The 14839-nt window shown below is 36.7% G+C and carries 8 protein-coding genes and 1 riboswitch; of the genes, 3 read left to right on the top strand and 5 right to left on the bottom strand.

Annotated features, from left to right (window positions below; translation table 11 throughout):
* Window positions 1–479: 479 nt before the first annotated feature.
* The 4 genes from ACQKIM_RS22125 to ACQKIM_RS22110 form a co-directional block, all read right to left on the bottom strand.
* Window positions 480–1805: an NCS2 family permease gene (locus ACQKIM_RS22125; RefSeq protein ID WP_427548167.1), complete on the bottom strand. Its 1326-nt coding sequence runs from the start codon at window positions 1803–1805 to the stop codon at window positions 480–482.
* Between the two features lie 130 nt (window positions 1806–1935).
* Window positions 1936–2037, bottom strand: a riboswitch (purine riboswitch).
* Between the two features lie 250 nt (window positions 2038–2287).
* Window positions 2288–3055 carry a class B sortase gene (srtB, locus tag ACQKIM_RS22120; protein ID WP_427548166.1) on the bottom strand — a complete coding sequence of 256 codons (768 nt, stop codon included), beginning with the start codon at window positions 3053–3055 and terminating at the stop codon, window positions 2288–2290.
* A 22-nt stretch (window positions 3056–3077) separates the two neighbouring features.
* The gene (locus ACQKIM_RS22115) at window positions 3078–9809 is read right to left on the bottom strand and encodes a DUF7601 domain-containing protein (protein WP_427548164.1); all 6732 of its coding nucleotides are present in this window, start codon (window positions 9807–9809) and stop codon (window positions 3078–3080) included.
* Window positions 9810–10658: 849 nt separating this feature from the next.
* Window positions 10659–10820 carry a hypothetical protein gene (locus ACQKIM_RS22110; RefSeq protein WP_427548162.1) on the bottom strand — a complete coding sequence of 54 codons (162 nt, stop codon included), beginning with the start codon at window positions 10818–10820 and terminating at the stop codon, window positions 10659–10661.
* Window positions 10821–11392: 572 nt separating this feature from the next.
* Between ACQKIM_RS22110 and ACQKIM_RS22105 the strand changes: the two genes are divergently transcribed.
* The 3 genes from ACQKIM_RS22105 to ACQKIM_RS22095 are packed head-to-tail and all read left to right on the top strand — an operon-like array spanning window position 11393 to window position 12805.
* Window positions 11393–11833, top strand: a complete 441-nt coding sequence (locus ACQKIM_RS22105) for a LytTR family DNA-binding domain-containing protein (RefSeq protein ID WP_427548161.1) — start codon at window positions 11393–11395, stop codon at window positions 11831–11833.
* A complete protein-coding gene (locus ACQKIM_RS22100) occupies window positions 11830–12246 on the top strand; it encodes a hypothetical protein (RefSeq protein WP_427548159.1) in 417 nt (138 codons plus the stop codon). Before ACQKIM_RS22105 ends, ACQKIM_RS22100 begins: the two co-directional genes overlap by 4 nt.
* Window positions 12247–12262: 16 nt before the next feature.
* Window positions 12263–12805: a DUF7010 family protein gene (locus tag ACQKIM_RS22095; protein ID WP_427548157.1), complete on the top strand. Its 543-nt coding sequence runs from the start codon at window positions 12263–12265 to the stop codon at window positions 12803–12805.
* Window positions 12806–13300: 495 nt separating this feature from the next.
* On the opposite strand, the gene ACQKIM_RS22090 is transcribed toward ACQKIM_RS22095, so the two are convergent.
* Complete coding sequence (locus ACQKIM_RS22090; protein ID WP_427548155.1) at window positions 13301–14839, bottom strand: M56 family metallopeptidase; 1539 nt, start codon at window positions 14837–14839, stop codon at window positions 13301–13303.

Below are 14839 nucleotides of genomic sequence, written 5' to 3'. Positions count from 1 at the left end.
GCCAGCGTTCGTCCTGAGCCAGGATCAAACTCTCCATAAAAGAAATTTGATTAGCTCAAATTGTTTTGCTGGCATCAATTTTGATGTCCAAAATTCTTGTTTTGTTCACTAGCAGAAACTAGCTACTAAAAACTTTATTGATTACGTTTTGCTTGTTCAGTTTTCAAGGTTCATTAATTTGTCACACTTAAGTGACTTTCTATACTTTAACATGGCGTTAACTCTATGTCAACTCTTTGTGTTAAGTATTTTTAAAGATTGTCGTTTGTTTTCGTAACAACGTTTTTAAATATATCATTAATTTTCTAGTAATGCAACTGCATTTAAAAAGAAAAATAATTCTGTGATTTTTAATTCTAAATAAATCGAATTACTTCCTATATAATTGTTTTAAAAGTGAATAGTATTCCAATCATTAGAGCAATAAAAAAACTGCTCACAATTATGGTTAAAACCGAAATTTGCGAACAGCCTTTTGTTTATAAAGTTGCTAAATATAATAAGAAGATTATCGCGAAAACGTACATTATCGGATTTACTTCTTTCGCTTTTCCTTTAATAATCATTGTTAATGGATAGAAAATGAAACCTACTGCGATACCAGTTGCAATCGAATAAGTTAATGGCATCATAATCATTGTTAAAAATGACGGCACAGCAATTTCAAAGCGATTCCAAGCAATTTGGCCTAAAGAAGCGACCATTAGGACTCCAACTATAATTAATGCAGGAGCAGTAACAGCTGAAGTAATAACTCCTAACAAAGGAGATATGAAGAGTGCTAATAAGAATAAACATCCTGTTACAATTGAAGCAAAACCTGAACGTGCACCAGCTGCTACACCTGAAGAGGATTCTACATAAGATGTGATTGTAGATGTACCAAAAATGGAACCTACAATCGTTGCAATTGAATCAGAAATCAAAGCTTTACCAGCACGTGGTAAACGGTTATCTTTCACTAATCCGGCTTGGTTTGCTACTGCCATTAAAGTTCCCGCATTATCAAAGAAATCAACAAATAAGAAAGTTAAAATTACTGACAGCATGGATAATGTATAGAAGCTTGGATCAGAAAAGGCACTGAATAATGCACCAAATGTTGGCGAAATACTAGGTGGTGCTGAAAAGACTTTTTCTGGTAACCCAACTTGTCCAGTAATCATACCTACAATTGAAGTAATTACCATACCATAGAATACGCCGCCTTTAATTCCACGCACCATCAAAATAACTGTAACAATAATACCGAAAATCGCTAGTAATACCTGTGGATCACGTAAATTACCAATACCAACTAAGGTTGCATCATTATTAACAATAATTTTTGCATTTTGCATTCCAATAAATGCAATGAATAAACCAATACCAGCACCTACCGCTAATTTTAATTCCATAGGGATAGCATTAATTAATTTTTCTCGTAAGCCTGTTAATGTTAATAATAAGAAGAAAATACCTGAAATAAATACTGCTGCTAAAGCATGTTGCCATGGGCTACCATTAACTAGTACTACTGTATAAGCAAAAAATGCATTAAGTCCTAAACCAGGCGCTAAAGCCAGTGGATACTTCGCTAAGAGTCCCATAATAAAACAACCAATTGCTGCTGACACAGCAGTTGCAACAAATACAGCCCCATAATCCATACGTAAAGCATCTGGTAAATCCTTTACATCTGCTAATGTCAATGTTAATGGGTTTACTACTAAAATATAGGCCATTGCTAAGAACGTTGTGAAGCCACCAAGAAATTCCCGACGATAATTTGTTCCTAATTCATCGAACATGAAATACTTTTTCATTTGAAAGAAATCCTCCGTTGGTCGTCTTCAATATCGAAAACAAAAAAAGACACGCTGACTATTCTACTAGTCGCATGTCTACGATATTTCATCACCTGTATTGTGTGAAATTTATTAGTATCTATACATTCGTATATAAAACTAAAATCGTAGTCAAGTTATTTACGGTAACTTGGTAGAAACTCACGGGCCTTATTCCCGACATTATACGACGACTTATTTAATTTACAATCGTAATATATCATTTCATTTTTCAGATTTCAACCTATTTCCGAACGTTTTTTATAAAAAAAATACGAAAGTTCGTGTAAAATACTTATTTAATGTTCATGTTTTATTCATTTAACACTTCTTAGATTAATTGTGCCTTAGCTAATTAAAACCCTAGAATCAGCTTTTAAGATTCTAGGGTTTCGTTATTCATAATTCCACTCATTTTGAAACTAATACAATATAGCTGATTTTAAGTACTTTACACATCGTCATATTCGCTTTCGAGCGACCACTGCTAACCGACTATTCTCGGCTGAGTATTCACATGTAGATAGAACAAGAAGCTTGTCTCCATACTGTGCAGTCACTCCTGTGTCGTAAAGTGCGAGCTCTTCAATATTTTGAATATACGAGTCTAACTCAACAGGTGTTTCTATCTGATCAATCTGATAGTATTTAAAAACGTCATCCGTTTTGCTGTATACCTCCGAGAGAATAACAGCAACGATTTCGTATTCTTCCTGCTCGTAAAGCGTACTAAATTGTAACGTTGTATGCTCCTTATAGTAGCTTTCCTTCTTGTACTTCTCTAAATCTGCAAACATCGCTCCACTTTTCATATGATGTCCATGGATGAGTAATATGTCTGAATCATTTATGTGACTATGCTCATCCAAAAAAGGGAGTCCATTTTTATTTTTTTCTTTATTGAAACCATGATTCAGATAGTACTGTGTATCCTGTTTATTCTGCATAATCGGGTAATCAATCCGGGTGCCGTCTATTTTCAGCCACCCGATGATATCCGGATTTTGTTTGTACAGTTCTTGGAATTCAGGGAGCATGACATTTGTGATAAAAGATGAGGTTGCTTTAACATCCTCATCTTTATCATTTTCTTTATATCGTATTTCTGCTAACTCTTTTATTTGCTTATTTTCAGTATAATCCTGTAAATAACTTCTCCCAAGAGAAACTAGGGAATATACAAGTAGGATTGTGAAAAAGGCGATAAGAATTTTTTTAATTTTGCTCATTTCCTTACCACCTTTCCCATTACTAAATGTGCTTTTTCTTCTTGTTACCAAACAATAGGAATCCTAGCATTATTAAGGACATAAGCGCCAAAGCCATATAGAAGATTGGTGGCATACTATTATCTCCTGTTTTTGGAACATTATCTAATTTGTTTTCTTTGTTTACTCCACTATTGTTGTCATCGAATTTACTGTTTCTACTAGATTCAGTTTTATCTCCAGAATTAAGCTTGTTTCCAGAAACTTCGGAATTACTTCCAGAGCCAGGATTATTTCCTGAATCTCCTTGATTTCCTACAGAGCCTAGGTTGTTTCCTGAATCTCCCGGATTACCTTCAGCTCCTGGGTTGTTTCCTGAATCTCCTGGATTACCTCCAGTTCCTGGGTTATTTCCAGAGTCTCCTGGATTACCTCCAGTCCCTGGATTGTTTCCTGAATCTCCTGGATTACCTCCAGTTCCTGGGTTGTTTCCTGAATCTCCTGGATTACCTCCAGTTCCTGGGTTGTTTCCTGAATCTCCTGGATTACCTCCAGTTCCTGGCTTGTTTCCTGAATCTCCTGGATTACCTCCAGTTCCTGGCTTGTTTCCTGAATCTCCTGGATTACCTCCAGTTCCTGGGTTATTTCCAGAGTCTCCTGGATTACCTCCAGTTCCTGGGTTATTTTCAGAACCTCCTGGATTACCTCCAGTTCCTGGGTTACCTTCTCCAGATCCACCAGGGCTAACTGGTTTCATTGGTACATTGTGTTGTACAATGTCGAATTCAACAGAAATCGTTGGGCTCGTATATGTTTCATATCCATTTTTTGTTACAACTAAATAGTAATCTGCTTCTGGGAATACCATGTATGCGTAGAAGCCAAATATATCGCTATATTGCTCTGGGCTAGCGTTATCGTTCGGTGCAAAGCCTGGAATCGCAGGCAACACTACTTTCGTGCCTGGTGTAATACCTTTCGCACGGTTTCTTGGCGTGTCTGCATAATATAGCGTTACTGTAGCGCCTTCAATTTTCTTACCAGTGTTTTCGTCACCTGTCGTTTTATCATAAACCGTGCCGTATGGGTCTACTAATTCTGCTGAAATATTAAGTTCATCAATATTTGCCAAGTTAAGTACTTTATCCTTGACAAGTATTAATTCTTTGCCTGGTTCAAATTCATAACGTACTTCCAGCGTATAGTTACCTGTTGTTAAACCTTCCGCTGTGAAAGTACCATTCTCCTCTAAAGGAAATGCCTTTGGAGCACCATTCTCTGAAACATAGTTGCCCGCTGCATCCTTCAAGTAAACATTTAATTTACCAGCAAATTCCTTAGTTAGCAATGAGTTAGTACCATTAGGTTGCTTGAAAAGTACGATACCTACAGCAGTAATTTCTGCTGGAACTAAGTTACCTTCTATTGGGTTATCCGTACCTTCAATAATCGCTTTTTGCGTGAATGGAACAAGTGTTTGCACGCCACCAATAGTCACCGGATGCTTGTAAGTAATCGTATACTCCTCACCTTGTTGAACAAGATGGTAGTAACGACCTTCCGAATCAGTAGTGATTGTTTCTTCCTCACCAGTTGCAACATTTTTCACTACAATCTCTTTGTAAGGAAGGACTTTTCTAGTTTCATTGTCACGTAGAACACCTGTAAGTGCTGCTGGCATTGTGATAACAACTGCATCGTCTTCATTGTAAGGTACACCTGATGGGCTAGTAGCATCCGTTTTCGCAATCACTTTATGCTCTTTCGGTGCAACGTCGGTCAATTTCGGTGGTGTATATGAAATCGTCGCTTTACCATTTTCATCAGTAATAGCTTTGCCTACTTCTACACCATCAACGATAAAGACAACTTCCTCGCCTACTACTGGCTTGCCATCTTGCCCTGTTAAAGTAGCTGTTAAGTCAACAGGTGTTTTACCATCTCCACGTACCTTTTGAATTTTTGGTTCTAGGGCAAGTGTACCTGGAAGATAACGAACATTCTCAAATGGAGCTTTAGCAGTTTCGTTATCCTTGATTGTACCTGTGTACTCTCGGCTTGTTGGTGTTGTTGTGTAACCTTCTGCCGTATAATCCTTTTCTGTTACGACATATGTTGTATCTTTTAAGATTTCTTCAATTAGCAATGTTTGTTCATGTTTCAAGTGGAATTTGTCCCCAGATTTAATCTGTCCTTTCGTGCCGTCAGATTTCGTATAATCATACGTTTTGTCTGCACCCGCCCCAGTAAAAATTACTGTGTATTCAAATTCCTTCTCTTCATCACTACCATTACCAGTAACTGTATTGCTAATTAGTAAACCGCCGGGCATCTCTCTATTATTGATATAGTGTGCTTCGGCTGTTTTTCCTTCTTCGATACTACCTGTAATAATAAAATCTTCTGGTGTAGTTGTATACTCTTCATTTGTGTAATCTATCTGTTGAATTGTGTAAGTAAGCCCCACAGGTAGATTATGAACAGTGATTGCCTCACCATGTTTCAGTACGATTTTTTGACCAGATTCGATTGTTCCTGTCGTGTCATCAGACTTCGTATACGAATACGATTTGTCCGATCCTTCGCCAGTGAAAGTAACCGTATATTCAAAGTCTTTATTTTTATTGCTACCGCTGCCTGTTACCGTATTGTCAATCAACAACTGTCCATGTATTGTTCGGTTGTTGACATACTTCAACTCGGTTACTTTGTTTTTTTCAATCGCACCACTATACACTCGGCTTTCTGGGTCTGTCGTATATCCGCCATCCTGATAGCTTTCTTGAGTAACTGTATAAGAAAGACCTTCAAGTAATTTAGGGAATGTGATTGCCTCACCATGCTTCAGAATGATAGAATCTCCACTTTTTATCGTAGTTTTTACTCCATCCCTCACATATTCATATTCTGCATTCTCGTCTTTCCCATCAAAGATAATTGTGTAATTAAACTCTTTGTTTCGGTCTCCACCATTGCCTGTTACAGTGTTGTTGATAATTAATCCACCCGTTGCAGGTGTTGGTACAACCAATGGATTATCAGAAGTTACTTTTACACCATCTACCCAAATAGGCTTCCCTGGCGTATTTCCTACATATACTTGATAAATTCTTGTAGTTGGCAGCCAAGTATTTGTATCAATGTAAGTTTCCTTCAGCTCATAATACCCTGGATCAGGGAATAACAGATTAAGTTTCCCTCCGCTATCAGTTGTTCCTTTTGCAACTTGTGTTCCATCGTCCTTCTTATACAACGTAAACTGTACACCTTGAAGCGGCTTACCGTCAGGGTCCACCTTTTTAAGTGGTAACAAAGCATTGGAACTTGAACTGCCAGCTACGTCTGAGCTATCTAATGTGCTTTCGCTTTTAGCACTGATAGATCCCAGCTTATCATCGCCCGCAAGCTTAACCTCGTTGCCCATTTTATCTCCAGCTTTTGCTTTAGTTGTATCAACCTCTGTTTGATACACAAACTGGTAAAATTGATTAGGGTCATTTAGTTTGAATTTTAGAACCGTGGTGCCACCCTCTCCTGGTGTAGCTTCCACTTGAACTTCAGTATTTGGATTGCTTAAGTCGAGCGCTGCACCATCTCGTTCTAGTGCACCACTAGCAGTCAGTTTGGCACGATACACTGCCATACTAGGTGTTGTCAGCACAAGCTTCCCGTTTGTCTCATAGCGTAGATTCATGCCCGCACCTATAGTATCTTGCAAATAAACACCTTGCTCCATATTGAATGGAGGAGTATAGTTCACTGTCCATTCCAGTACCCCTGGAACTGGCTTATTTACCGATTTTCCTAAAGTTTGAATAGGTACGATAACCTTACGCTGTTCAGTGAGAACCTTTTCCGCTCCACCCCAAGTCATATGAAGGTCAGCTTTATTAAAGAGTACCTGCTTAGTTGTGCCGATTGTAGAGTACTCCTCTAAATATTTCTCTAATGCTGCATTGGATGGTCTTGCCTTTACTAAAATGACATAAGGGCTTTCCAATTTAGAGAAGTTAAAAGTTCCTACATTACCACTATGGGAGAAGCTTACCACATGAGCAGGGTTGTACGGCTCGATGATTGACACAGCGTTGTTTAGAATTCCATAGCTGGTGCCAGATCCATTGTCCGAATAGCCTTTCCAAAGCTCATAATCTTTCCCCACAGAAAACGGCACGAATTCCCAGCCTTCTGGTAATGTGTCCACCAGCTTGATATTGCTGATTACACGGCTACCACCATCTTTCGCCATTTCTTCTGTGTTGTATCCTGGCATATTCACCCCTAAACGGAATGTGACAGTCTTGGTTGTACGGTCATAGGCAGAAATCGTCCAAGCTTCATTGCTATCGTTACTAATATAGCTACTAATGTTATTTGGATTAACATTTTCAGGTGTACCATCTACTTTCAATGGCTTCGATGCAAAGAGCATATCCTTATTTAGCATGCGCAAATGAAGATTCACCGAAATTTGTGCATATGTTAAATAGGTTTCACCCTCAAATAACAAAGCTCTATTCCATTTGGTTTTGTCTGTATCACGATTCAGCTTAAATAGGAAGTCTGGATTAGTTTCAAGTGAACGGAAGCTGAAGGTAGCAGTTTGATCGGTGTATCCAGTTACTTTTATTAAATCCGCTACCACTTCACCATTCACCGTCAAAGGAATAGCCTTCAAGGACAAGCCATTTGTGCTCTTAAGGGTATCTTTGTCATATTGCTTCCAAAGCTGTGCAGTATTTATATTTGCTTTTATTTTCGCAATGGTTTCTGCGCTCACCTCTCCAGTAGCATCCACTGCGTTATTTAAGACATTCAAATCTCCTCCATGAACTAGCACGTCATATACCGCCGCATTTGGTAGGGCATATTGTGGAGTAAGGTTGACTGTCCATGTAATACCGCCGCGGTTGAAATCCGCCTGTGAAACAGTGCCACCTTTTGTAAAAGTGTGTGCACCGATTGTAACGATTGCCTCGTCAGTCACTGCGGCTGATCTTACACCAGTCATCACATCATTGTCCTGTATGCCACCTGGAGTGTCCAAATTCCAGTTGGCACGTGGGTCGATTCTGAAACTAGAACCGCTTGTCACCTTACTTTTAATCACCAGTTCTACTTTACCATTAATATCCCCAAAGGAATAAACACTGTTCGCATCTGGTGTAATTGATACTTCTCCAGATGCAGCACCATCCACCCATGTATTCCATGTGGCTGATGTAAATTCCAACCCAGCAGGTAGTACATTTGTGATAATAAAGTTTTTTAACCCTTTTTTGTTATATTGGTTAACAGTGACTCTCCATGTGATTGTTTCACTACTATGATCATACGAGGCACTTGCTTGAATCCAATCTGGAGCAAAGGAAAGTTCTTGACCTGCCTCTACTAGCTTCGTACTATCTTGTCTTAGCTCTGCCTTCCCAAGCATGACACGATATGAACGCCCTAGATTGCTTGGTGGATTTTTATACTCGAAATAGTAACCTTCTTTCGGAATCCATACTTTATACTCCACCTGTGGATTCTCACCTGTTCCTACTGGGAAGATGTAACTCAACGCTCCATCTCCACCAATATCTGGAGTTGCCTCTACACCATTTACTTTAAATGAACCTGGTACATAAATACCTTTAACATTTGCATAAGTTTCTGGATTTGTATAAAACGTCTTTCCATCCAGTGGAAGTTGGATTGTCTTATCAAACTGATCGAAAGCAGATACGGTTGACTGCCAAGTAACCGCTCCCTCAACAAATTGTGCTGCTTCAAGTCCGCGATAGCTATACTGATCCCATTTAATCATTCTAGGAGAACTTAAAGTAATGCTATATGCGGCTGTAACATCTGTGTTGTTCAGCTGATAAGCTGTCCCAAAGATGTTGATAGGCTTTAATTCGCCATACGCCATTCCTGATACATCTGCATCGGCAGTTGTGTCAAAGCTGAAGACAATTCCTCGTCCGACACCATTGAAAAAGTTATCATCACCGTTAAATACAATCTTAATGCTGTTCGGAGTGAAATAAGCTGTACCAAGTTGTTTCATACCTGATTCAGTTTGTGCATTCAGAACTTTCGTAGCTGTCGGTAACACCACTTCCTTGAAGTAGTCTTCTCTTTTCAGCTCAATCCAATCACCCTTTTGGATGTATTTTTCAGGATCTGCATTAGTCGGATTTGGGTCATCACCATTCACTGGCGTCGCAAGACCTTCCGATTTAAGCGTAAATTGCTGTCTTCCCTGAATAGTACCATTTGGATCAATAACAGCATTTCCCTGCTTCACTTCCAACGGAAAGGATGTATTAGCTCCCATAAACACCGCTGTTTTATCTGTAGGCACTCCTAGAGACATCGGTATGACACTCTTCTGTGTGTCAGATACTGCATCTTTTGCAGATGGGTCTGCCTCAACTTCATTATTTGTCGCCTTATCAGTATCGACTGGTTCGCCTTCGTTATCTGTTTCCTTACCAGTATCAACCGATTCGCCTTCGTTGCCTGTTGTCTTACCAGTATCAACTGGTTCGCCTTCGCTTCCTGCTGCCTTATCAGTATCGACCGGTTCGCCTTCACTGCCTGTTGCCTTATCAGTATCGACCGGTTCGCCTTCGTTGCCTGCATCGACTGTTTCGTCTTCCACATAGTTATCTGGACTTATCGAACTCTCCGCAGATGCAGGAACAGCAAATGCCAACGTTTGCAAAATAAGCATCACTACTAGCAAAAATGACATCACTGATTTGCTTATACTGCGTTTTCGTTTCATTCCCCAAATCTCCTCCTTTTCCTTATAAGTTCTTGTCAACTGTATGGTAATCTACCTGTCTCCTCTTTGAAACGTTATGGAGCTTCAAATAATCAAGCTTCACAGAGGAATAAGCAAGAAACCATACGTCGTCATTTCGCCTAGCCCTTACTTTAAAATATCAGTCCTTGCCAAGCGGATACTGTGTATCTAGTTAACTCTATCATTAAGTGTTGAACGAAAACTGAACAATCCCGGCAATAAATCAAATCGTATTTTTTGTATAGTAATTAAGAAATTGATGAGCGTTTTCAAGCTTATTTAAGAAAAAGGAGTAGAAACCTGAGCTATGTTGAGTCGCAAATATTTCTCAAAAAACTATGGATTCTAGGTTCAGATTCTCGAAAATCATTGAGAAAAAATTCGATGGAAACTAAAGAGGAAAAATAAAGAAGGGTAGAAGAAAATTGAAAAACAGTGTTTTTTCTGACATGAACTTAATCGCAAATATATCTAATGACACTATAAATAATGTTCAAGAAATCAATAAACTCTTTCCGGCTTATGAATTTAAAGGTCTTGAGAATTAACTTATTTTGAACCATTAAAAGAAATATTTAAACTAGAACCCCCCTAAATTGGAGGTTTATCAGGTGGGGGAAAATTTATTATAAAGCAGTTTTTACTATCTTATTATCTTAGCAGACACCGTTAACTAGATATCCACATCCAATTGGTATATGTCTATTATTCTCTAGTAGCTTAGATGTAGTATCATAAAGCACTCGAATTCTTGTGTTTGCTTTCTTTTTATAATAGTAAATATATTGAAGGGCGAATCTGTTTCACCGATGCACAAATACATAGTATTCAAGTGGTTGCTGCATCGTTCGGCTCCTCTCTCACAAGAAGGCTTGAGCCACTTACAACCTTCACTGTTCGATAATCAGCCGCATCTGCTACTTGGTGCTGAATGCTAAATAGCATCGCAAATACAAAAACTCCACCAAACCATTTCTTGAGTATATTCAATCAATTTAACCCCTTTTATATTTTCACTATTCTACCATTTATCCTATTGACTGTATATATTTCCAAATTAACAAGTCCAATAATATAATTAGAGCTGTTACTTATCTTTCGCTACAAAAAACATTTGACGCTGGGCTTGGCTTTCTTCTAAAAGGTAGAGTGAAAATTTTGTATAAAACTATAAAAACCTTGTATAAGAATTCAGCAATCGACACTTAATGGCAAGCCTATTCCAACTCAATTTTGTCACCTGGCTTTGGAGACAGGTTGATACGATTTATGCTTTGTATAAGGATTGGTCAGTCGATTTGTGGTCATCTCATCTACTGTGCTCACTGTGTAAATGAGGAATTGAGTTATACTTTTATTTGTCGATTCTTTTTAATAGTCAATTTTAGAATCTTTGCTTTAAACACCAATTAAAATCTTTAGGTTTTTTGATGGTGCGAAAACTGTAATTTTAAATTTTAAGAATCAATGTTGTAACAAAGTCTATTTTTTTTGCAACAAAACGAAAAATCATCGTAAGTTCTTAGAAGTGTTGCTACGATAAAAACAGAAAGGAGATCAACATGAAATTCAGCTATATTTGGAAAAACAATAAATCATCTTCTGAAATTGAGATTATTAGTAATCCTTCGAATAAAGAATTGCTTTCTACATTTGAACAGCAATTTTTCCAATCTATAACATTAAGTGCAACAGATTTCAAAACAAATCGCCAGGTTATGATTGAACTCAATGACATCGAAGCGATTGAGGCATCTGGTCATTTTGCCAAAATCTTTTTAATAGATGGTAAAGAGCTAATACTGAATAAGATTTTAAAAGAGTTATCTTACTTGGAATCATTCGGATTGGTTAGAATTAACAATTCAATGATTTTGAATTTGAATCAAATACGCTCGTTTGCTTCGGGAAGCCATGCTAGATTGGAAGTTATTACAAAACAACAAAATACATATATTGTCAGTAGACATTATGCAAAATCTATTAAGGAGAAATTGATATGATAAATGACTTAAAGAATAGCTTTTTGAACGTTTCATTTATGGTGTTGATTTGGATTGTTTTCTTAATTACTATTTTTAAACTTCACGAAGAAATAATAAACTTTATTTACATCTGGAATTTAATTGGTATTAGCGTTCTAATGGGGATTGTTTTTGGTATAGCTTATCCTTATTTGTGGAACTACTCTACATTAAAAGTAACAACTAAAATTATTATTAGTACTTTTTTGAATTTTTTCTGTAGCATAGGAAGTGTATATCTTTTTTCACTGAAAGTATTTGAATTTATCAAACCATATTTATTGCTAATTTTAATAATAACATTGATTGGTCATATCATTGGATTTTATTTTTTCTCAAAATATGAAAATAAAAAAATAGCGGATAGTTTGAATAAATCGCTTGAAAATTAAGGAGATGGAAACGGAAATGAACATCAATACTAGCTTACAAGTACTATTAAATGATATTGCTCAGAAACAAAAAAAGGGTCTTCCTTTTATCATGGCTTCTATATTTATTTGGGGAGTTATCACAACAATCACGTTGCTGCCTTTAGATTTAATGATAAAAAATATTGGCATTTTATCTTGTGGTGCATTGCTGTTTCCTGTTTCAATTCTTTGTGCCAAAATATTAAAAGTTGATTTATTTTATAAAGAAAATCCATTGATTAATGGACTGTTAATTGCAACAAACAATCAAATTTTATATTTAATTATTTGTATTCTTCTATTGATAAAAGCACCTATGTGGGTCTTACCTGTATATGCAATTATTTACGGTGCACATTTGTTACCATATTCATTCTTTTATCAATCAAAAAGTTATCGATATATTTCAATATTTATTTGTGCAGCTATTTTGATAAGTATCATTTTCTTCCATTTACATATTATTTTTGTTCCGTTAATCGTAGAAGTTGGTGTGCTTTTCTTATTTTTAATGTTGAAAAAGGAAATTAAAAGCTAGTTTATACGAGGATGAAGTGTTGAACTCTTTAACTAATTTTCAAAAAAGCCCTAGAAATCAATGTTTCTAGGGCTTTTTATTTTGAATTTATACATCTAAAATCTTTTTTAATTCGATATTTCCCAAATATCTGTAACAAGTTCACTTGACCATTTCTACCAAATTGAGATTCCTATTAAAGCCCAATTATCGTGCACGATAAATTGTTGATACTAAGATAGCGTTGATATATCATACTAACTGAACAAAGTCAGTTTCCCTCAAAAGAGGACCGTTAGGAGATTCACTTAACATAAATGCACCAGATTTTGTTCTAGCTTATTCTTCCCATAAAATTAAAACAGGTTGTATATAACCAGAACTAATGAATTTGGATGTTTGGAATTTAGTTGCCCATTTTTAACAACAAAATTTTGTACAAATATTTCAATTTAGCCCCTATTTTGAATGATGCTTGTCAGATTAATATCTTCTTTCAGCTATACATCTCGATTTCTATGGTGTAAATTTCATATAACGTGGTGTAGTACCTATAGGATTTTGACTTGAAAAAGGTAAACTATTATTGTTCGTTACCCAGCCATTAAAATTAAATGTGAATTCCATACGAGCGTCTATATTCTGTGTATCAATATCTTGTATATAGGCTTTCAATCTACTTTCTAGGTAATTTGGTGTGTTGAAATCTTCATAGGGTATCGACTTTAACTCATTAAAAGGTAATAAATAGGCTTCGATAAGGGTATTGAGCTCATCATATTCGACAGGTGCTAGTAGCTCATAGTCATATTCAATATGAATTACTGTTGTATATTTCTGTCCATGCTGTTTATGCACAATTTCAATCGGGTATCGGTATCTTGCTTCAGTTCCAATGACACCCTCTGAAAACACATCACGATAGAGCTCTTTGTTTAAAGTAGGCTCAGGTGGCACAGCTTGTATATCCTTCATATTCTTTGGGTAAATAATAAATTTATCTGTTGCAAAATAGCCTCTGGATGCACCATTTAAAATGGATTCTTTCATAAATGTTTCGTCTAAATAGTTCAACGGCTTACTGGAAATAGCAAATGCCGAACTGACACCCACTCCACCTGTTGTAAGTAAAATTAATAGTGCCATCACAACAATTCCTGACTTCTTCTTACTCATATCCATAATGGAGAATATCCTCTTTTTTAGAATTTGTGTACTTCCTAGAAAATTTGTAGAAAGAACACCTTCTCCTCTTTTGAATTTCTCAGCATGTAGTATCGTCTGACTATACGTTTTTCTAAGCTGGATGTCAGTATTTTTTACTACTTCATCATCACAAGCGTGTTCACAAAGATTGTCCAGTTCTTTAGCGAATAGATAGAACAATGGATTGAACCAATGAATACTACTAACCAGCAACACAAACGCTTTATACCATAAATCCTTTCGCTTCAAATGAACTAACTCATGCTTCAATATCATGTTTAGTTCTTCTTCTCGATAAGAATTATTAGGAAGCCAGATAGTATTTTTAGCAAATCCCACTAACATGGGTGAATGAATACAGCTACATTCTTTCAATACGATTTCCTTAGTAATATTCATTTCATGTTTAACTTTTTCAAGCAAATGAAGGGTATTTGGTTCAGTTATCGTTTGCCCCCATCTTTTCACCATGTACATAAAACGATAATGTTTTACAAGATGAACAGCCAAAAATACAACGATTCCTAAAATCCATATGATCATCCCTATTTGCCATACAGAAAATGCTGATATGGTATCTACAGATGTCGACACAAGTGTTATTTGACTACTGTTAACTGGAACAAGTTCTTTAGATGGCAATGGCGCTGGTTCTGATAGATTGACAACTGTGGTCGAAATATTGATTGTAAATGGTAAAATAAAACCTGCAAGGATAGCGAGCCAGCCATAATAAAGCCATTTAGCACGGTATCGTTTTAAAAGGAAAGGCGTTACAGCTATAAAGAGTAGTCCAATAAAGGACATTACTACAGATTTAAAGAATAAACCTACCATGATGCTTTGCAT

The organism is Lysinibacillus sp. NPDC047702 (assembly GCF_050272555.1).
GTDB lineage: Bacteria > Bacillota > Bacilli > Bacillales_A > Planococcaceae > Lysinibacillus.
Note: the sequence above shows the minus strand (reverse complement) of the source record. Positions and strands in the feature narration are given on the sequence as shown.

Bases quoted from the DNA above. Each gene is read 5' to 3' on its own strand.
- ACQKIM_RS22125 (WP_427548167.1), bottom strand. From the start codon at position 1,805: ATGAAAAAGTATTTCATGTTCGATGAATTAGGAACAAATTATCGTCGG.
- srtB (WP_427548166.1), bottom strand. From the start codon at position 3,055: ATGAGCAAAATTAAAAAAATTCTTATCGCCTTTTTCACAATCCTACTT.
- ACQKIM_RS22115 (WP_427548164.1), bottom strand. From the start codon at position 9,809: ATGAAACGAAAACGCAGTATAAGCAAATCAGTGATGTCATTTTTGCTA.
- ACQKIM_RS22105 (WP_427548161.1), top strand. From the start codon at position 11,393: ATGAAATTCAGCTATATTTGGAAAAACAATAAATCATCTTCTGAAATT.
- ACQKIM_RS22100 (WP_427548159.1), top strand. From the start codon at position 11,830: ATGATAAATGACTTAAAGAATAGCTTTTTGAACGTTTCATTTATGGTG.
- ACQKIM_RS22095 (WP_427548157.1), top strand. From the start codon at position 12,263: ATGAACATCAATACTAGCTTACAAGTACTATTAAATGATATTGCTCAG.
- ACQKIM_RS22090 (WP_427548155.1), bottom strand. From the start codon at position 14,839: ATGCAAAGCATCATGGTAGGTTTATTCTTTAAATCTGTAGTAATGTCC.